This is a genomic window from Streptomyces sp. SLBN-31, from assembly GCF_006715395.1.
Classification (GTDB): Bacteria; Actinomycetota; Actinomycetes; order Streptomycetales; family Streptomycetaceae; genus Streptomyces.
This window is the reverse complement of sequence record NZ_VFNC01000002.1, coordinates 2069396-2087378: the sequence shown is the minus strand read 5'-3', so window position 1 is coordinate 2087378 and position 17983 is coordinate 2069396. Positions and strand designations below refer to the sequence as shown.

General features: G+C 72.1%; 20 protein-coding genes. 15 read left to right on the top strand and 5 right to left on the bottom strand.

Annotated features, from left to right (window positions below; translation table 11 throughout):
• Position 1: 1 nt before the first annotated feature.
• The 8 genes from FBY22_RS29590 (at position 2) to FBY22_RS29555 (ending at position 9018) form a co-directional block, all read left to right on the top strand.
• Positions 2 to 2065: a tetratricopeptide repeat protein gene (locus tag FBY22_RS29590; protein ID WP_142151036.1), complete on the top strand. Its 2064-nt coding sequence runs from the start codon at positions 2 to 4 to the stop codon at positions 2063 to 2065.
• Positions 2066 to 2209: 144 nt separating this feature from the next.
• Entirely contained in the window at positions 2210 to 3325 is a 1116-nt protein-coding gene (gene ald, locus FBY22_RS29585) for an alanine dehydrogenase (protein ID WP_160159960.1), read from the top strand.
• A 423-nt stretch (positions 3326 to 3748) separates the two neighbouring features.
• Positions 3749 to 4882, top strand: a complete 1134-nt coding sequence (locus FBY22_RS29580; protein ID WP_142151034.1) for a ParA family protein — start codon at positions 3749 to 3751, stop codon at positions 4880 to 4882.
• Positions 4867 to 5433 (top strand): hypothetical protein, encoded by a 567-nt coding sequence (locus tag FBY22_RS29575; RefSeq protein ID WP_142151033.1) that lies wholly within the window; start codon positions 4867 to 4869, stop codon positions 5431 to 5433. The genes FBY22_RS29580 and FBY22_RS29575 overlap by 16 nt, the downstream gene beginning before the upstream one ends.
• Positions 5434 to 5452: 19 nt before the next feature.
• The gene (locus tag FBY22_RS29570; RefSeq protein ID WP_142151032.1) at positions 5453 to 6589 is read left to right on the top strand and encodes a ScpA family protein; all 1137 of its coding nucleotides are present in this window, start codon (positions 5453 to 5455) and stop codon (positions 6587 to 6589) included.
• Positions 6586 to 7239: an SMC-Scp complex subunit ScpB gene (gene scpB, locus FBY22_RS29565; RefSeq protein WP_142151031.1), complete on the top strand. Its 654-nt coding sequence runs from the start codon at positions 6586 to 6588 to the stop codon at positions 7237 to 7239. Before FBY22_RS29570 ends, scpB begins: the two co-directional genes overlap by 4 nt.
• Entirely contained in the window at positions 7239 to 8363 is a 1125-nt protein-coding gene (locus FBY22_RS29560; protein ID WP_142151030.1) for a pseudouridine synthase, read from the top strand. Before scpB ends, FBY22_RS29560 begins: the two co-directional genes overlap by 1 nt.
• 97 nt (positions 8364 to 8460) lie before the next feature.
• On the top strand, positions 8461 to 9018 hold the full coding sequence (locus FBY22_RS29555) for a TIGR03086 family metal-binding protein (RefSeq protein ID WP_142151029.1): 558 nt from the start codon (positions 8461 to 8463) through the stop codon (positions 9016 to 9018).
• Here FBY22_RS29555 and FBY22_RS29550 read toward each other — a convergent pair whose 3' ends face one another.
• Positions 9019 to 9894 carry a DUF72 domain-containing protein gene (locus FBY22_RS29550; protein ID WP_142151028.1) on the bottom strand — a complete coding sequence of 292 codons (876 nt, stop codon included), beginning with the start codon at positions 9892 to 9894 and terminating at the stop codon, positions 9019 to 9021. It lies immediately after the preceding gene.
• 83 nt (positions 9895 to 9977) lie between these two features.
• Here FBY22_RS29550 and FBY22_RS29545 point away from each other — a divergent pair, with 83 nt between their 5' ends.
• Genes FBY22_RS29545 through FBY22_RS29535 form a run of 3 tightly spaced genes read left to right on the top strand, consistent with a single transcriptional unit; the run spans position 9978 to position 12466 of the window.
• Complete coding sequence (locus FBY22_RS29545) at positions 9978 to 10694, top strand: NUDIX domain-containing protein (RefSeq protein ID WP_142151027.1); 717 nt, start codon at positions 9978 to 9980, stop codon at positions 10692 to 10694.
• A complete protein-coding gene (locus tag FBY22_RS29540; protein WP_142151026.1) occupies positions 10691 to 11713 on the top strand; it encodes an ADP-ribosylglycohydrolase family protein in 1023 nt (340 codons plus the stop codon). The genes FBY22_RS29545 and FBY22_RS29540 overlap by 4 nt, the downstream gene beginning before the upstream one ends.
• Positions 11714 to 11716: 3 nt before the next feature.
• Positions 11717 to 12466: a nucleotidyltransferase domain-containing protein gene (locus tag FBY22_RS29535; RefSeq protein ID WP_142151025.1), complete on the top strand. Its 750-nt coding sequence runs from the start codon at positions 11717 to 11719 to the stop codon at positions 12464 to 12466.
• On the opposite strand, the gene FBY22_RS29530 is transcribed toward FBY22_RS29535, so the two are convergent.
• From FBY22_RS29530 to FBY22_RS29515, 4 genes are read right to left on the bottom strand one after another with little or no spacing between them, the layout of a single operon-like run.
• Positions 12398 to 13135 (bottom strand): DNA polymerase beta superfamily protein, encoded by a 738-nt coding sequence (locus tag FBY22_RS29530; RefSeq protein ID WP_142151024.1) that lies wholly within the window; start codon positions 13133 to 13135, stop codon positions 12398 to 12400. The genes FBY22_RS29535 and FBY22_RS29530 overlap by 69 nt on opposite strands.
• 22 nt (positions 13136 to 13157) lie before the next feature.
• Complete coding sequence (locus FBY22_RS29525; protein ID WP_142151023.1) at positions 13158 to 13568, bottom strand: Rieske (2Fe-2S) protein; 411 nt, start codon at positions 13566 to 13568, stop codon at positions 13158 to 13160.
• Positions 13565 to 14149 carry a DUF6529 family protein gene (locus FBY22_RS29520; protein WP_142151022.1) on the bottom strand — a complete coding sequence of 195 codons (585 nt, stop codon included), beginning with the start codon at positions 14147 to 14149 and terminating at the stop codon, positions 13565 to 13567. The genes FBY22_RS29525 and FBY22_RS29520 overlap by 4 nt, the downstream gene beginning before the upstream one ends.
• 34 nt (positions 14150 to 14183) lie before the next feature.
• Positions 14184 to 14834: a hypothetical protein gene (locus FBY22_RS29515; RefSeq protein ID WP_142151021.1), complete on the bottom strand. Its 651-nt coding sequence runs from the start codon at positions 14832 to 14834 to the stop codon at positions 14184 to 14186.
• 226 nt (positions 14835 to 15060) lie between these two features.
• Between FBY22_RS29515 and aroH the strand changes: the two genes are divergently transcribed.
• From aroH to FBY22_RS29495, 4 genes are all read left to right on the top strand, one after another.
• Positions 15061 to 15429, top strand: coding sequence for a chorismate mutase (gene aroH / locus FBY22_RS29510; protein WP_142151020.1), 369 nt, complete (start codon positions 15061 to 15063; stop codon positions 15427 to 15429).
• Positions 15426 to 16511, top strand: a complete 1086-nt coding sequence (locus tag FBY22_RS29505; protein WP_142151019.1) for a prephenate dehydrogenase — start codon at positions 15426 to 15428, stop codon at positions 16509 to 16511. Before aroH ends, FBY22_RS29505 begins: the two co-directional genes overlap by 4 nt.
• 110 nt (positions 16512 to 16621) lie before the next feature.
• Positions 16622 to 17308 carry a (d)CMP kinase gene (cmk, locus tag FBY22_RS29500; RefSeq protein WP_142151018.1) on the top strand — a complete coding sequence of 229 codons (687 nt, stop codon included), beginning with the start codon at positions 16622 to 16624 and terminating at the stop codon, positions 17306 to 17308.
• On the top strand, positions 17305 to 17958 hold the full coding sequence (locus FBY22_RS29495; protein ID WP_142151017.1) for a 1-acyl-sn-glycerol-3-phosphate acyltransferase: 654 nt from the start codon (positions 17305 to 17307) through the stop codon (positions 17956 to 17958). Before cmk ends, FBY22_RS29495 begins: the two co-directional genes overlap by 4 nt.
• Positions 17959 to 17983: the final 25 nt, after the last annotated feature.

The following is a 17983-nucleotide window of genomic DNA, read 5'->3' as shown; positions in this document are numbered from 1 at the left end:
CGTGACGGATCAGGCGGTGGACCCAGGCGGCGTACGGCTGTCGGAGCGCGGTGCTGCGGAGCGTCAGTTCCTCGGCCGCACAAGGGAGTTGAAGGAACTGCGCGCCGACATCGAGCGTGCGGGCCTGGACACCCTGTCCGGAAAGAAACCTCCACGCGCGCGTGTGCTGCTGATCGCGGGCCGGCCCGGCTCCGGACGTACGGCCCTCGCCGAGGAACTAGTACGGCAGGTCGCGGACCGTTACGACGACGGAGTGCTGCGGGCGCGGCTCAGCGAGCCCGACGGCACCCCTGTCCCCACCGAGCGCACCGCTCGCGAACTGCTGGCCGCGCTGGAGCGGCCGACCCCGGCCGGAGCCGCCGCGGACGAGCTGTCCGAGGCGCTGCGCACGGCCCTGGCCGACCGCCGCACACTGATCCTGCTCGACGACGCGGCCGACGCCGAACAGGTCGACGCCCTGCTGCCGGACAGCCCGGACTGCCTGGTCGTCGCCGTGTCCGACGGCCCCCTCACCGGCATCTGTGACGTCCGCCCCTGCACCCTCGGCGGCCTCGACACCAAGTCCGCCATCGAGCTGCTGACCGCGTACACCGGCTCCGTCCGCATCACCGTCGACCCGCGGGCCGCCGAGGGCCTGGTCGAGGAGTGCCAGGGCCAGCCCGCCGCACTGGAGCTGGCCGGCGGCTGGCTCACGGCGCGCCCCAAGGCCGCCGTCGCCGACCTCGCCAAGCAGCTGCGGGCCGACGGCCAGGAGGGCACCCCGCTCGGCCGTGTCTTCCGGTTCTCCTACGCCTCGCTGCCCTCCACGGCCGCCCGGATACTGCGACTGCTCTCCCTCGCGCCGGGCGGCCTCATCGACCCGCACACCGCCTCCGCGCTGGCCGGCAGCTCGGTGAGCGGCGCCCGCACCACGCTGGACGACTTCGTCGCCCTGGGCCTGCTGCGCCCGGTGGACTCGCCGCTGCCGGAGTACGAGGTCCCGGGCTGTCTGCACCCCCTGCTCAAGACCCTCGCCGAGACCCAGGAGCGCCCCGCCGAGCTGCAGCTGGCCCGCGCCCGGATGCTGGAGCGGACGGTGCGGCTGCTGCAGTCGTGCCGGGCGATCACCGAGACCGACAGTGCCGAGGCCCGCGAGAAGCTCCAGGGCATGCCCCGCTCCCTGCGCTTCCCCCACCCGCGGGCCGCCGAGGACTGGCTGCGCCTGCGCCGGCCGGCCCTGCTGGCCGCCGCCCGGGTCGCGGTGGCCGACGGGGAGCTGGACACGCTGGCCCGCCGCCTGATGTCCCAGCTGGTCAGGACGATGGTCGCGCACTTCGGCATGCAGGCCGCCGCGCCGGACCTGTACGGGATCCACGGGCTGGTGCTGGACGTCGCCGAGCGCCGCAAGCTACCCCGGGAGGCCGCGGCGGCCCTGCTGAACCTGGGGGACCTGGACGCGCAGACGGGGCGCACGGCGGACGCCCTGGTGCGCTATCGGGCCGCGCTGGACGCCGGACGCGAGGCGAACGACCCGTACGCGACCGGGCGCGCGATGGAATCCGTAGGCGGCGCGCATCTGGAGCTCGGGGACTACGACAGGGCCGCCGACTGGTTCGGCCGCGCCCTCGCCCAGTGCCTGGCCCGGGACGAGCGCGCCGAGGCCGCCCGGCTGTACGGCCGTATCGCCGCCGCGCACACCTACGCGGGCCGCTACGGCGAGGCGCTGCGCAACTGGCGCTCGGCGGCCGCCGGACACCGCAAGAACGGCGATGTGGCCGCCCAGGCACGGGCGTTGAGCGAGACGGCGCGGGTCCAGGAGTACGCCGGACGCCCGGAGGAGTCGCTGCGCACCTGCCACGAGGCGCTGGACCTCGCGCGCCGCGCCGACGACGTACGGCTCCAGGCGGCGCTGCAGCTGCGGCTCGCCGACACGATGGACCACCTCGGCGATCCCGCCGCCGCGCAGCTGCACCGCGGGGCCGCCGAGCGGCTGCTCGGCGAGGAACCGGACCTGCCGGAACAGATCGATGAAACGAAACAAGGCGCTGACACCTGCGAAATCCGTAGTACACCCGCTGAAGATTGATGCAATGAAAGGCTAGACAGCGGGAACGCCTTCATTAGACTGGCTCTGCCGCACCTTCTCCTGCGGTGTCTCCCGGTGTGCTCATGCATGCCTGGGTATGTGTTGTATTGCCCCATATCCACTGAGCCAAGGACCGTGATCGACGTGAAGGTCGGCATCCCCCGCGAGGTCAAGAACAACGAGTTCCGGGTGGCCATCACCCCGTCCGGCGTGCACGAGCTGGTGCGCCACGGCCACCAGGTCGTCATCGAGCAGGGCGCCGGTGCCGGCTCGTCGATCCCGGACGAGGAGTACGTCGCCGCGGGCGCCCAGATCCTCGGCACCGCCGACGAGGTGTGGGCCGCCGCGGACCTGCTGCTGAAGGTCAAGGAGCCCATCGCGGAGGAGTACCACCGCCTCCGCAAGGACCAGACGCTCTTCACCTACCTGCACCTGGCCGCCTCCAAGGAGTGCACCGACGCGCTCATCGAGTCCGGCACGACCGCGATCGCCTACGAGACCGTCGAGCTGCCCTCCCGCGCGCTGCCGCTGCTCGCCCCGATGTCCGAGGTCGCGGGCCGGCTCGCCCCGCAGGTCGGCGCCTACCACCTGATGCGCTCGGTCGGCGGCCGCGGTGTGCTGCCCGGCGGCGTCCCCGGTACCCAGCCGGCGCGCGCCGTCGTCATCGGCGGCGGTGTCTCCGGCTGGAACGCCACGCAGATCGCCGTCGGCATGGGCTTCCACGTCACCCTGCTGGACCGCGACATCAACAAGCTCCGCGAGGCCGACAAGGTCTTCGGCACCAAGGTCCGCGCGATCATGTCCAACTCCCTCGAGCTGGAGAAGGCCGTCCTGGACGCCGACCTCGTCATCGGCGCGGTCCTCATCCCGGGCGCCAAGGCCCCGAAGCTGGTCACCAACGAGCTCGTGGCGCGGATGAAGCCCGGAAGTGTCCTTGTCGACATCGCGATCGACCAGGGCGGCTGCTTCGAGGACTCCCACCCGACCACGCACGCCGAGCCGACCTTCCAGGTGCACGACTCGGTCTTCTACTGCGTCGCCAACATGCCCGGCGCGGTGCCCAACACCTCCACCTACGCGCTGACCAACGCCACGCTGCCGTACATCGTCGAACTGGCGAACCGCGGCTGGGTGGAGGCGCTGCGCCGCGACCCCGCGCTCGCCAAGGGCCTCAACACCCATGACGGCAAGGTCGTTTACCGCGAGGTCGCGGAGGCGCACGGCCTGGAGCACGTGGAGCTCGAGTCGCTCCTCGGCTGAGTCCCCCGGCGGACCTTCCGGTCGCCGGAGAACTAAGTCACCTTTTCGTAAAGGCGATACGTCAATAAGACGCGTCAACCCTGCACACGCGGCCGGACCTTGCCCCACAAGGTCCGGCCGGATGTGTGTATGGTCACTTTGCGACGCTCGGTCAACTCACCTGGAACGTAACTCTTCGGTCGATTCGCACACCGGTGAATCCTGCCGTGCGACGGCCGTACGCCCTTGACAGTGGGATGTTTCATTGTCGACACATCGAGCCGGGTCCGGCGGATTGTGTTGCTGAGGACGCCCGACACGCCATAGAGTCGCCAACCGTCGGCATGGTGCCACGCTGACCTGTCTAGAAGTTTCCTGGTCACCAAGGAGGTAAGACGACTTGTGAATGAGTCGACATTTTCTCCCGGGGGTGGTCAACCAGGAATGCCTGTACGGGGCCAGGGCCCCGCGGGGTTCGAGGCTGTCGGCTCCGTTGCTGTGCGCACCTTCGCAGCCCACCAGAGCACCGGCCCGCAGTTTGCCGGGACAGCACACCAGAGCATGGATGGCCATCACGTGAACGCCATGGCCGGCGACGGAAGTGGCGCGCCCCACAACCACTTCGCCGACTACGACGAACTGCCCGAAGGGCACTTCTACGACCCGGACGCCGAGTACGAGCCCGATCCCGAGTACGCGGCCACGCTCGCGCCCGACGCTGCCCGCCAGCGCCGTGAGCGCGTCGGCCCGACCGGGCGCCCGCTGCCGTACTTCCCGATCCCGGGGCCGCTGACCGACCACGGCCCCGCGAAGATCATCGCGATGTGCAACCAGAAGGGCGGCGTCGGCAAGACGACGTCGACCATCAACCTGGGTGCCGCGCTCGCGGAGTACGGACGCCGCGTGCTGCTCGTGGACTTCGACCCGCAGGGCGCGCTGTCGGTGGGTCTCGGTGTCAACCCGATGGAGCTCGACCTCACCGTCTACAACCTGCTCATGGAGCGGGGCATGGCGGCCGACGAGGTGCTCCTGAAGACCGCGGTCCCGAACATGGACCTGCTCCCGAGCAACATCGACCTGTCGGCGGCCGAGGTCCAGCTGGTCTCCGAGGTCGCGCGCGAGTCGACGCTGCAGCGTGCGCTGAAGCCGCTCATGGCCGACTACGACTACATCGTGATCGACTGTCAGCCCTCGCTGGGTCTGCTCACGGTGAACGCGCTGACGGCCGCGCACAAGGTGATAGTGCCTCTGGAGTGCGAGTTCTTCGCCCTGCGTGGTGTCGCGCTGCTGACGGAGACGATCGAGAAGGTCCAGGAGCGGCTCAACCCCGAGCTGGAGCTCGACGGGATCCTCGCCACGATGTACGACTCGCGCACCGTGCACAGCCGTGAGGTGCTCGCGCGTGTCGTCGAGGCGTTCGACGACCACGTCTACCACACGGTCATCGGGCGCACGGTCCGCTTCCCGGAGACCACCGTCGCTGGTGAGCCGATCACCACGTACGCCTCCAACTCCGTCGGCGCCGCCGCCTACCGCCAGCTCGCCAGGGAGGTGCTCGCCCGGTGTCACGCCGAGTGAGTCTGCCGGGGGCCGACGAACTCTTCCGTACGACAGGGGGAATGGCGCTCCAGCCGTCCACGCCGCGGCGTGGGGCCAACGGCGAGGCCCGGGTGCCCGCGCCCGCCGGCGAGAGCGATCCGGCCGTGGTGACGTCCGAGGACGCGCCGCAGTCGGTGCCCGCGCAGGGCGGTGACGGCGAGGGCGCCGAGCACGTGGCGGCGGAGCCGGAGCAGCCGATCGACGCGGGCGAGTCCCGCAGCCGCCCCGCGCGGCGTCAGACGGCGCAGGAAGGTTCTGCCGGGCCGGCGGCGGCTGCCCAGCCGCGCAAGCGCGGACGGGCGGCCAACAGGCGCCCCAGCGGGCGGGAGCGGCACGACGAGAAGATCACCGTGTACGTCTCCGCCGAGGAGCTGATGGACCTCGAGCACGCCCGGCTCGTCCTGCGCGGCGAGCACGGGCTTGCGGTCGACCGCGGGCGGATCGTCCGCGAGGCGGTCGCCGTGGTGCTGGCCGATCTGGAGTCCCGTGGGGACGCGAGCATCCTGGTACGTCGGCTGCGCGGGCGGTAGGCGGTAGCCTGCGGGGGCCATGACCTCGAACGACGTTCCCAGCCCCGGCGCCGGCGCCGGCCGTCGGCGTGCGCTGGGGCGGGGACCGGGGGCCGCGCCCGCGCAGCCACCGGCGGAAGTGGAACCGGCGGTCGTGGAGCCGCCGAGCGAGGAACCGGCCGTCGAGGAGCCGGCCGTCGCGGCAGCGGCCGTCGTCGAGCCGGCGGTCGTCAGGCCGCAGCCGGAGCCCGATCTTGAGCCGGCGGTGTTGCCCGAGGCCGTTTCCGGGAGTCCGGGCGCCTCCGCCGAACCCTCCGCATCCCCTGGGCCTGCCGAGCAGTCCGAGGCCGCCGAGCCCCAGGAACCCGGCGACGGTGTCTTCAAGGTGCGGCTCGCCAACTTCGAGGGGCCCTTCGACCTGCTGCTCCAGCTGATCTCCAAGCACAAGCTGGACGTCACCGAGGTCGCGCTGTCCAAGGTCACCGACGAGTTCATGGCGCACATCCGGGCCATGGGGCCGGACTGGGACCTGGACCAGACGACCGAGTTCCTCGTCGTCGCCGCCACGCTGCTCGACCTCAAGGCCGCCCGGCTGCTGCCGTCCGCCGAGGTCGAGGACGAGGGCGACCTCGCGCTCCTCGAGGCCCGTGACCTGCTGTTCGCGCGGTTGCTGCAGTACCGGGCGTACAAACAGATCGCCGACATCTTCAGCGCCCGGCTGGACGACGAGGCCCGGCGCTACCCCCGTACCGTCGGCCTCGAACCGCACCACGCCGAGCTGCTGCCCGAGGTCGTCATCAGCATCGGTCCGGAGGGCTTCGCCAAGCTCGCGGTCAAGGCGATGCAGCCCAGGCCCAAGCCGCAGGTGTACGTCGACCACATCCACGCGCCGCTGGTCAGCGTGCAGGAGCAGGCGGGGATCGTGGTGGCGCGGCTGCGGGAGCTCGGCGAGGCCAGCTTCCGGGCCCTGGTCGAGGACGCCGACGACACCCTCACCGTCGTCGCGAGGTTCCTGGCGCTGCTGGAGCTGTACCGGGAGAAGGCCGTGGCCCTGGAGCAGGAGGCGGCCCTGGGGGAGCTGCTGGTGCGGTGGACCGGCGGTGAGGGGGAGGCCCAGCCGATGGTGACCGACGAATTCGACCGACCGCCCGAGCCGCCCAAGGAGGACAAGGCGTGAGCGAGGACACCACCGGACTCCCGGCCGGGCTGCGTTCCGTCGCCGACCTCGACCTCAAGCCCGCCCTGGAGGCCGTCCTGATGGTCGTGGACGAGCCCGCGACCGAGGAGCATCTGGCGAAGATCCTGGAGCGGCCCAGGCGGCAGATCGCCGACGCCCTGCGGGAGCTGGCCGACGACTACACCGTGCAGGGCCGCGGCTTCGAGCTGCGGTTCGTCGCGGGCGGCTGGCGCTTCTACACCCGCCCCGAGTACGCGGCCGCCGTCGAGCGCCTCGTCCTGGACGGCCAGACGGCACGCCTGACCCAGGCGGCCCTGGAGACCCTGGCGGTCGTCGCCTACCGCCAGCCGGTGAGCCGCAGCCGCGTCTCGGCGGTGCGCGGGGTCAACTGCGACGGGGTCATGCGCACCCTGCTGCAGCGGGGTCTGGTCGAGGAGGCGGGCACGGAACCCGAAACAGGTGCGATCCTGTACAGGACGACGAACTACTTCCTGGAGCGGATGGGCCTGCGCGGTCTGGACGAGCTCCCGGAGCTCGCGCCCTTCCTCCCGGAGGCGGAGGCGATCGAGGCCGAGACCCAGGAGGGCGTGCCGTCGTTCGATCCGGACGCTCCGGACTCCGAGGACGCAGACGACAAGACGGAACTTTGATGCGAAGCAGCAGCGGCAGGAACAGCAGCGGAAACAACGGCGGGAGCCGTGGTGGCAACAGCGGCGGCCGCGGCGGGAGCAGCGGTGGCCGCGGTAACTACCGCGGCGCCGGCAACTCCCGTGACGACAAGCAGGGGAGCGGCAGGCCGAAGAAGCCGCGCCCGGAGGAGCGGCGCTACGACGTGGGCCCCGGCGCCACCCAGGACGGCCCGAAGTCGGGTCGCGGCGGTTCGGCCCGAGGCGGCGCCAAGGGCGGCCCCAGGCAGTCCCAGCAGGGCGGCCGCGGCCGTACGGCCCCCGGCACCTCCCGCGAGTACGAGGCGCGCGCCGAAGAGCGCAACCGGGAGCGGTACGCCGGCAAGAAGGACGTCAGGCTGCCCAAGACCTTCCCGGGCGCCGAGCAGGAGGGCGAGCGGCTGCAGAAGGTCCTCGCACGCGCGGGCTACGGCTCCCGACGGGCCTGCGAGGAGCTGATCGAGCAGGCGCGCGTCGAGGTCAACGGCGAGATCGTCCTGGAGCAGGGCAAGCGGGTCGACCCCGAGAAGGACGAGGTCAAGGTCGACGGCCTGACGGTCGCGACGCAGTCGTACCAGTTCTTCTCGCTGAACAAGCCCGCCGGCGTCGTCTCCACGATGGAGGACCCGGAGGGCCGCCAGTGCCTCGGGGACTACGTCACCAACCGGGAGACCCGGCTGTTCCACGTGGGGCGGCTCGACACCGAGACCGAGGGCGTCATTCTGCTCACCAACCACGGCGAGCTGGCGCACCGGCTGACCCACCCCAAGTACGGCGTGAAGAAGACCTATCTCGCCGCCATCGTGGGCCCCATCCCGCGTGACCTGGGCAAGAAGCTCAAGGACGGCATCCAGCTGGAGGACGGCTACGCGCGCGCGGACCACTTCCGTGTCGTCGAGCAGACCGGCAAGAACTACCTGGTCGAGGTGACCCTGCACGAGGGCCGCAAGCACATCGTGCGCCGCATGCTCGCCGAGGCCGGCTTCCCGGTCGAGAAGCTGGTGCGCACCTCCTTCGGTCCGATCACCCTGGGCGACCAGAAGTCGGGCTGGCTGCGGCGGCTGTCCAACACCGAGGTGGGCATGCTGATGAAGGAAGTCGATCTCTGATCCCGCGCCGCGGGTGTCGGCCGGTTCCGGATTCGTCCGGGCCGGCCGATTCGTTTTGGCGCCCCCGACGGTCTGCAAGGGTGACGGAGGGAGCGCCATGACCATGACGACGGACTGCGGTGCACTGCTGGAGCGTTCGCTCGCCTACGCGCTGGGGAGCGTCGCCGCGGTGCCGCCCGGGAGCCTGGAGCGGGCCACGCCGTGCGCCGAGTGGGATCTCGGCGAGCTGCTGGGGCATCTCGACGACTCACTGGACGCGTTGTACGAGGGGCTGACCGGCGGGCGGATCGGGCTGGCGCCCGTGGCGCCGGTGGCCGGTGATCTCGCGTGCGCGTTCCGCACGCGCGCGGGTGCCGTGCTGGGCGCCTGGGCGGCCGGGCCGGGGGAGCGGGTGCTGGTGGGCGAAGTGCCGCTGGACGTGCGGGTGATGGCCGCGGTGGGCGCCGTCGAGATCACCGTGCACGGGTGGGACGTGGCGCGGTCCTGCGGGCGGCCCCGGCCCGTGCCGGGTGCGCTGGCGGCCGAACTGCTGCCGGTGGCGCGGTGCGTGGTCGCGGCCGAGGACCGCGGTGTCCGGTTCGCCGCGCCGGTCGCCGTGCCGCCGTACGCGGAGCCCGGCGAGCGGCTGCTGGCCTTTCTGGGGCGCGGCCACTGATCAGCCGCCGCCGTCCGATCCCGTCCGGTCCGCGCCGTCGAGCATGCGCCGCATCAGCTCGGCGGCCCGGACGGACGCGGTGCCGCAGCAGTTGTTGAACAGGACGTGGAGCCGGTCGACGCGGGCGGCGAGGTCGCGTAACCGCGGGAGCCACTCGGCGAGTTCGTCCTCGTCGTAGTCGTGCCGGAAGCGGTCCTCCTTGCTGCCCGAGCCCCACGCGTGACTGCGCCCGTGGAAGCGGACGACGGACAGCCGGGGCGAGGTCACCGGGGTGACCGGCGGAATGGACGACGGCAGCGTGCGGTTCATGTCGACGGCCACCGCCGTCATGCCGTACCGGGCGAGCAGCGCACAGGTCGCCTCCGCCCACTCCTCGCGCCACCATCCGGGGTGCCGGAGCTCCACGGCGAGCGGCCACCCGGCGGTCCGCTCGGCGCAGTCCTTCAGGAACTGCCCCGCACGCCGGCCGGGCCGGAACCACGGCGGGAACTGGAACAGCACGCTGCCCAGCCGCCCGGCCTCCCGCAGCGGCTCGATCCCGTCGGTGAAGCGTGCCCACACCTCGTCGAGCACCTTCGGGTCGTGCGGTCTCGCGGGAATCCCGTCCGGCGGGGCCGAGTCGCGGGCCGGGTGCCCGGTGAGCAGTGAGAAGGCCTTCACGTCGAAGACGAAGCCGTCCGGGGTCCGTTCGGCCCACAGCCGGCTGTTGCGGGCGCTCGGCAGCCCGTAGTACGTCGAGTCGATCTCGACGACCGGGAACCGCTCGGCGTAGTACCGCAGCCGCCCCTCCGGGTCCCTGCGCCCCGCCGGATACCAGCCGCTGCCCACCAGTGCGCGGTCCGTCCACGAACAAGTGCCCACCAGGATCTCGCCCATGACGTGCCGGTTACCCCGGGAGGGCTTGTGAAAGCACCGCCCGCGCGTTTATAGTCGAAGTGACTATTAAGGGGGTGGGGGCAATGGAGTACGACAAGTACGCCTACGAACCCTTCGCCGTCACTGTCGACCTCGCCGTCCTGACCATCCGCGACGGCGCCCTGCACGTCCTGCTCGTCGAGCGCGGACAGGACCCGTTCGCCGGCCACTGGGCGCTGCCCGGAGGCTTCGTCGAGCCGGACGAGTCCGCCGAGACGGCCGCCGGGCGCGAACTCGCCGAGGAGACCGGCCTGCGGGACGTCACCGGACTCCACCTCGAGCAGCTGCGGACCTACAGCGAACCCGGCCGCGATCCCCGTATGCGGGTCGTGTCCGTCGCGTTCACGGCGCTGCTGCCGAACGCGCCGGAGCCGCGCGGGGGCAGTGACGCGGCGGACGCGCGGTGGGTGGAATGCGACATGGCACGGCCGCTCGCCTTCGACCACGACCGCATCCTCGCCGACGCCCGCGACCGCGTCGGCGCCAAACTCGAGTACACCTGCCTCGCCACCGCCTTCTGCCCGCCCGAGTTCACCCTGGGCGAGCTGCGGCAGGTCTACGAGACGGTCTGGGGCACCGAACTCGACCGGCCCAACTTCCGCCGCAAGGTGCTCGCCACACCGGGCTTCGTCGAGCCCGTCCCGGGCGCCGCTCGCCTGACCGGCGGGCGCGGCAAACCCGCCGCGCTCTACCGCGCGGGACCGGCCACCAGCCTCTTTCCGCCCCTCCTCCGACCGTCCCGGGAAGGACGCCCCGCATGACCGCGACCATTGTCGACAAGCGCGCCGCCACCGGGGCGTTGACCGGGCTAGCCCTCGGGGACGCGCTCGGCTTTCCCACCGAGTTCCACGACGTCCCGGCGATCCTCGCCAGGTGCGGGCCGTGGCGGGCGATGCCGCTGCCGACGCCGGCGATCGTCACCGACGACACGCAGATGACGCTGGCGCTGGGCCGGGCGCTGCGGACGGCCATGGACCGCGGGGTGCTCGGGCCCGAGGAGACGGCCGGGGCGGTACGGCAGGAGTTCATCGCCTGGAACCGCTCGCCGGAGAACAACCGTGCCCCCGGCAACACCTGCCTGCGGGCCTGCGAGCTGCTGGAGGACCCGGAGCGGTCCTGGCGGGACGCCAGCCAGATCGGCTCCAAGGGCTGCGGCGCCAACATGCGGGTCGCGCCGATCGGACTCGTGCCCAACCTGAGCGACGAACAGCGCGCGGGCGCCGCCCAGTTGCAGTCGGCGCTCACCCATGGGCACCCCACAGCGCTTGCCGCCTCCGACCTCACCGCCAGAGCCGTACGTCTGCTCGCCCAGGGCGCAGAGCCCACCGGGCTCGTCGGACTGCTGCGGTCGTACGCACTGGAGAACCGCGGCCGCTACCACCAGCGCTGGCTCGGCGACCTGTGGCGGCGCGGGCAGGACGCGAGCCCCGAGGCGTTCATCGCCCGCGGCTGGGACGAGTGCCTGGAAGCCCTCGGCCGCCTTCAGGACGCCGTGCGCACGGCCTCGCCCGAGACCGACCCGTGCCTGGCCACCGGCGCCGGCTGGATCGCCGACGAGGCCCTCGCCACCGGCCTGTTGTGCTTCCTGCTGTTCGTCGACGAGCCCGTCACCGCCATCCGGCGGGCCGCCTGCACCTCCGGCGACTCGGACTCCATCGCCTGCCTCACGGGCGCCTTCGCCGGCGCGTACCTGGGCGCCGGCGCCTGGCCGACGGAGTGGGCGGACCGCATCGAGTACCGGGGCGACCTGATGACCCTCGGCGCCCTCTGGGACGCTTGAGCGGTGATCGACACCCCGGACATCGACCTGACGCCGGTGGTGGCCGAGCAGCCCGACCCCGTGCTGTTCGCCACCGTCTCCGGCGCGCACCTGTACGGCTTCCCCTCCCGTGACTCGGACGTGGACCTGCGCGGTGTGCACCTGCTGCCCACGGCCGCGCTGGTGGGGCTGCGGGAGCCGACGGAGACCCGGTCCCGGATGTGGGACCGGGACGGCGTCGAGATGGACCTCGTCACCCACGACCTGCGCAAGTTCGTCCGCCTGATGCTCCGGCGCAACGGCTATGTGCTGGAGCAGCTGCTGTCGCCGCTGGTCGTCCACACCGGCGACGCGCACCGGGAACTGGCCGCGCTCGCGCCGGGCGTGCTCACCGGCCACCACGCCCACCACTACCGGGGATTCGCCACCACGCAGTGGCGGCTGTTCGAGAAGACCGGCGAACTCAAGCCGCTGCTCTACACGTTCCGGGTGCTGCTGACCGGCGTGCACCTGATGCGCAGTGGCGAGGTGCAGGCCCATCTGCCCACCCTGCTCGGCGAGGTGGACGCCCCCGCCTACCTGCCGGAGCTGATCGAGGCGAAGGCCCAGCGGGAGCACGGGGGCGCCGACGTCGACCACGCCCGCGTACAGGCCGATGTGGAGCGGCTGCACGCCGTGCTGGACGAGGCACAGCAGGCCACGTCGCTACCCGACGCCCCGACCGCGTACGACGCCCTGCACGACTTCGTCGTACGGATCCGGCTGCAGGACTGAGGCGCGGCGGACGCGGACTAGGAAGTCCTCCACCCGCCGCCGGTCCGGCTCCTCGGGCAGCGGGCTGCGGTGGGCCGCCTCGTCCGCCTCGTTCGCCAGGCGGCCCATCCAGGACTCCACCTCGGCCCAGGGGACCTCGCCGCGCTTGACGGCCAGCAGGGGCTCCCGCAGGTCGCCCACGTCGACGGTGAGGACGCCCGTGCGCAGCAGGTCGCGGGAGCTCGTCAGCAGGCGCAGCAGGTGCATGGCGTGCTTCCAGCGCGGGGCGCCGTGGGCGCGGACGTCCGCCTCCAGCTTCTTGCGCTGGCCGAGCGCGTAGCGGGCGAACGTCTCGTGGGCGCGGCGGGAGAGGAACGCCCCGCGCAGGGCGAGGAGTTCGCGGCCGGTGTCGTCGGCGTACTCGACGAGTGGGGAGTGCAGGCACTCCAGGATGTTCGGGTTGGCGCGCAGGGCGAGTTCGCAGAAGCGCTCCAGTTCCCAGCTGAACTGTTCCTCCGCGGGCCCCTCGACGTGCGTCGGCGGCTTGTCGAAGCGCCAGAACAGGGGAGTGGGGGCGAGGAACACGCCCCGGCGGTCGGTGTCGCTGCCGTCCGTCGCCAGACCGAAGGCGCGCGAACCCATCACGCAGGCGTAGATCGTGTGGTCGCGTACCAGCGTCTCGGGGTGCATGGACGGGAGCGTACGCGGCACCTCACGCCAGCCGGATCGAATTTCCCTTCACCTCGATCTGCTCGGCGGGCAGCGGCTTGGGCGCGGGACCGCCGGCCACCGAGCCGTCGGCGATGCGGTACTTGCTGCCGTGGCAGGGGCAGTTGATCGTGCCGTCGGCCACCGCGCCGACCGTGCAGCCGAGATGGGTGCAGATCGCCGAGAAGGCCTTGAACTCGTCCTTCTTCGGCTGGGTCACCACGACCTTCTGCTCCTTGAAGATCTTCCCGCCGCCGACCGGGATGTCGGAGGTCTTCGCCAGCTCCTGGCCGGTGGAGGCCTTCGCCGAGGACGACCCGGAGCCGTTGCCGTCGCCGTACTTGCTGCAGCCCGCGGCGAGCGCCGCCGCGCCCGTCGCGAGGATCACCGTGCGCCGAGTCGAGCGGTGGGTCATGTCGTCACTCCGAACGTGCGGAAGAACCAGAAGGCGGACGTCAGCCAGATGAGGGTGAGGGCGGTGAAGACCAGGCCGCCGACGAGCGGCAGGAGCGGGGCGGGCAGCCGCTCCGAACGGAGCAGCAGCATCTTGGCACTGAAGGCACCGAAGAAGAAGCAACCCAGGGCGGAGTGCCACATCACGCGTGTCGAGTACGTCTGGTAGCCCAGCGCGTAGAGGCAGTGCACGGCGACCGGGACGGCCACCAGGAACGCGATCCGCCCCGACCAGCGGTGCAGCGCCGCCGACCAGCGCGGGCCGGGCAGCTTCCCGTACACCATGAGGGCGCTGACCAGCTGGACGAGCGCGAAGAAGAACGCGGTCGAGGCCAGCCAGGACTTCACCGCGCCCGTGCTGCTGAACCCGGCCAGGTTGAAGGCGATGCCGCTCGGGTCGTGGGTCCTGCCGTACACCCCGAGGGCGACCGCCACCGCGGCCGCGACCAGGGCCGGGACGAGATAGCGGGCCGGGCCCGGGGCGCGGCGGGCCGGCTCCGGGGGCGGGAAGCTCTGGGTGGCGGCGTTCGGGTCGACGGTCATGTCGGCTCCCTGGGCAGGAGGGGCGTGCGAAGGATCAGGGCGTTACGGGACGGGCCGTGAGCTGCTGTCCGTCCACCGTCACCGCACCGGTCCGCGGGTCGATGGCGGGGGCGGCCGAGGGCTTCCCGTCGCGGGTGACCAGACCGACCTGCCGGCCGCTCGGCAGGACGATCCAGCCGCCGACGATCCTGGCGCCGGCCACCTGGCTGTTCGCCCGGTACAGCCCCGACGGCTTCTTCGCCCTGGCGAGGGTGAAGGTGTAGTGCCCGCCGCCGACGTCGGCCGTGCCGGTCAGCTTCCCGCCGCCCTTGAGGGTGCCGTTCAGCCGGGCGCCGTGCTCGCCGGTCAGCCGCATGCCGCCTTCACCTCGTACCTCGCCCTTGAGCCACGACTCGATGTTGTGGCCGTCGCAGAAGTACGCGATCGCCTTGCCGCCGCGCAGCGAGACGGCGACGGCGGAGGAGTCGTCGTCGGTACGGCCCGTGTAGACGCCGGCCGGCGCTGCGGACCGCTTCGGGGTCGGTGACGGGCTCGTGGCGGCCGGGGACGACGACGGCTTCGCGGCCGACGGTTTCTCATAGTCGGACGAGGCGCTCTTCGTGCCCGTCGTCGAGTCGAGCGTGAGGACGAAGACAGCGAGCAGCAGCCCCGCGAGCAAGGTCAGCAGTGGTCCAGGACGCTTCATGACGGGCCTCCCCCGAGGCGGGTTTCCTGTCATCAGAGCGGACCGGCGGGTGCGGCGTAAAGAGGCGCACGGGGTGTTCACCCCCGAAGTGGCAGAACAGAGACAATCGGGTGACATCGCCGTGGATCGCCGGACCGTCTCAGCGGGCGGGCGGCGACGGCCACCACGGCGGAGGCTGACTAGGCTTGACGGTCGTAGAACCGATACCTGAGCAAGGAGCAGCGCCGTGGCGGTACGAGCGGTCCGGGGAGCCGTCCAACTGGAACGGGACGAGGCCGGACACATGGACGAGCAGGTCGGCGCCCTGCTCACCGCCGTCCTGGAACGGAACGGCCTGACCGCCGACGACCTGATCAGCATCTGGTTCACGGCCACGCCCGACCTGCACAGCGACTTCCCCGCGGCGGCGGCCCGCAAGCTCGGCCTCGGCCTCGGCGACGTACCGCTGCTGTGCGCCCAGGAACTGGACATCCAGGGCGCCATGCCCCGGGTCGTCCGCGTCCTCGCGCACATCGAGACCGACAAGCCCCGGGCCGAGATCAACCACGTCTACCTCGGTGCCGCGGCCGCCCTGCGCAAGGACATCGCCCAGTGAGAACCGCACTCGTCATCGGCACCGGCCTCATCGGCACGTCCGCCGCGCTCGCCCTGTCCCAGCGGGGCGTCGTCGTCCACCTCGCCGACCACGACCCCGAGCAGGCCCGCACGGCCGCCGCGCTCGGCGCCGGCACCGACGAGGCACCCGACGGGCCGGTCGACCTCGCGATCGTCGCCGCCCCTCCGGCGCACGTGGCGACGGTGCTGGCCGACGCCATGCGCCGGGGCGTGGCCCGCGGCTACATCGACGTGGCCAGCGTCAAGGGCGGCCCGCGCCGGGAACTGGAGGCGCTGGGCCTGGACCTGGCCTCCTACATCGGCACGCACCCCATGTCCGGCCGTGAGAAGTCCGGCCCGCTCGCCGCCACCGGCGACCTCTTCGAGGGCCGCCCCTGGGTGCTCACGCCCACCCGGGACACCGACACCGAGGTGCTCAACCTCGCCCTGGAACTCGTCTCGCACTGCCGCGCCGTGCCGGTGGTCATGGACGCCGACGCCCACGACCGTGCCGTGGCGCTCGTCTCCCACATGCCCCACCTCGTCTCGAGCATGGTCGCCGCGCGCCTGCAGAACGCGGAGGAGGCCGCCGTACGGCTGTGCGGGCAGGGCATCCGGGACGTGACCCGGATCGCCGCCTCCGAGCCCGGCATGTGGATCGACATCCTCTCCGCGAACCCCGGGCCGGTCGCCGACCTCCTCTCGGACGTCGCCACGGACCTCGACGAGACGGTGCGGGCGCTGCGTGCCCTGCAGTCCTCGGACGAGGACAAGCGGCACGAGGGCACGTCCGGCATCGAGGACATCCTGCGGCGCGGGAACGCCGGACAGGTCCGGGTCCCGGGCAAGCACGGCTCGGCCCCGCGCGCGTACGAGGTCGTGGCGGTCCTCATCGACGACCAGCCGGGCCAGCTGGCCCGCATCTTCGCCGACGCCGGACGGGCCGGCGTCAACATCGAGGACGTACGCATCGAGCACGCGACCGGGCAGCAGGCCGGTCTGGTGCAGCTGATGGTGGAGCCGCAGGCGGCACCCGTGCTGACGGCCGCGCTGCGGGAGCGCGGCTGGGCCATCCGGCAGTGATCTTCCCGATGATCCGCCTGTAAGAGGGGACCCGGGAGGCCGGTAACCTTGTGCGGGGCGCCCTCGCGTCCGAACACCACCCGCCACACGCACCAGGAAGGTGTCCCCCTGTGGAAAACGGCGCCGCCAAGCCCGTGATCGTCGCCATCGACGGTCCCTCCGGCACGGGCAAGTCGAGCACGTCGAAGGCCGTCGCCGCCCAGCTCGGCCTGAGCTACCTGGACACCGGCGCCCAGTACCGGGCGATCACCTGGTGGATGGTCACCAACGGGATCGACATCGAAGACCCCTCCGCGATCGCCGCCGTGGCGGGCAAGCCGGAGATCGTCTCCGGCACCGACCCGGCCCACCCCACGATCACCGTCGACGGCACCGATGTGGCCGCCCCGATCCGCACCCAGGAGATCACCTCCCAGGTCAGCGCGGTCAGCGCGGTGCCCGAGGTGCGCGCCCGGATCACCGAGCTGCAGCGCTCGGTGGCCGCCGCCGCCGAGTACGGCATCGTCGTCGAGGGCCGGGACATCGGTACGACCGTGCTGCCGGACGCCGACCTGAAGATCTTCCTCACCGCCTCCCCGGAGGCCCGCGCGGCCCGCCGCAGCGGCGAGCTCAAGGGCGCCGACGTGCACGCCACCCGCGAGGCCCTGATCAAGCGGGACGCGGCCGACTCCTCCCGCAAGACCTCGCCGCTCGCCAAGGCGGACGACGCGGTCGAGGTCGACACCACCGAGCTCACCCTCCAGCAGGTCATCGAGTGCGTCGTCACCCTCGTCGAGGAGAAGCGGGCCGGAAAGTGACCGCCGTCCCCGTCGCCTCCGAGCGCGGCGCCGAGGTCGGGCGGCGGATCGGCGTCGGCCTGATGTACGGGCTGTGGAGGCCGCGCGTGCTGGGCGCCTGGAAGGTGCCCGCCACCGGCCCGGCGATCCTCGCCGTGAACCACTCGCACAACATCGACGGCCCGATGGTCATGGGTGTGGCGCCCCGGCCGACGCACTTCCTGATCAAGAAGGAGGCGTTCATCGGCCCGCTCGACCCCTTCCTGCTGGGCATCGGTCAGCTGAAGGTGGACCGCTCGGTCGCCGACCGTGGAGCGATCACGCAGGCGCTGGACGTGCTGTCGGCCGGCGGGGTCCTCGGCATCTTCCCCGAGGGCACCCGGGGCGAGGGCGACTTCGCCTCCCTGCGTGCCGGGCTCGCCTACTTCGCCGTCCGCAGCGGCGCCCCGGTGGTGCCGGTCGCGGTGCTGGGAAGTTCCGGCCGCGGCGGACGGTTGATAAAGGGGCTGCCTCCGCTGCGCAGCCGCATCGATGTCGTCTTCGGCGACCCCTTCGAGGCGGGCGACGGCTCCGGACGCCGCACCCGCAAGGCGCTCGACGAGGCGACCGAACGCATCCAGAAGCAGCTCACCGCGCACCTGGAAAACGCCAGGCGGCTGACCGGCCGCTAGGCGACACTGAGTAGTGGATCAAAAC

What these genes read in the sequence shown, in the direction of transcription:
- FBY22_RS29580 (WP_142151034.1), top strand. Translation starts at nt 3,749, where the DNA reads ATGCCTGTACGGGGCCAGGGCCCCGCGGGGTTCGAGGCTGTCGGCTCC.
- FBY22_RS29570 (WP_142151032.1), top strand. Translation starts at nt 5,453, where the DNA reads ATGACCTCGAACGACGTTCCCAGCCCCGGCGCCGGCGCCGGCCGTCGG.
- FBY22_RS29560 (WP_142151030.1), top strand. Translation starts at nt 7,239, where the DNA reads ATGCGAAGCAGCAGCGGCAGGAACAGCAGCGGAAACAACGGCGGGAGC.
- FBY22_RS29555 (WP_142151029.1), top strand. Translation starts at nt 8,461, where the DNA reads ATGACCATGACGACGGACTGCGGTGCACTGCTGGAGCGTTCGCTCGCC.
- FBY22_RS29550 (WP_142151028.1), bottom strand. Translation starts at nt 9,894, where the DNA reads ATGGGCGAGATCCTGGTGGGCACTTGTTCGTGGACGGACCGCGCACTG.
- FBY22_RS29545 (WP_142151027.1), top strand. Translation starts at nt 9,978, where the DNA reads ATGGAGTACGACAAGTACGCCTACGAACCCTTCGCCGTCACTGTCGAC.
- FBY22_RS29540 (WP_142151026.1), top strand. Translation starts at nt 10,691, where the DNA reads ATGACCGCGACCATTGTCGACAAGCGCGCCGCCACCGGGGCGTTGACC.
- FBY22_RS29530 (WP_142151024.1), bottom strand. Translation starts at nt 13,135, where the DNA reads ATGCACCCCGAGACGCTGGTACGCGACCACACGATCTACGCCTGCGTG.
- FBY22_RS29525 (WP_142151023.1), bottom strand. Translation starts at nt 13,568, where the DNA reads ATGACCCACCGCTCGACTCGGCGCACGGTGATCCTCGCGACGGGCGCG.
- FBY22_RS29520 (WP_142151022.1), bottom strand. Translation starts at nt 14,149, where the DNA reads ATGACCGTCGACCCGAACGCCGCCACCCAGAGCTTCCCGCCCCCGGAG.
- FBY22_RS29515 (WP_142151021.1), bottom strand. Translation starts at nt 14,834, where the DNA reads ATGAAGCGTCCTGGACCACTGCTGACCTTGCTCGCGGGGCTGCTGCTC.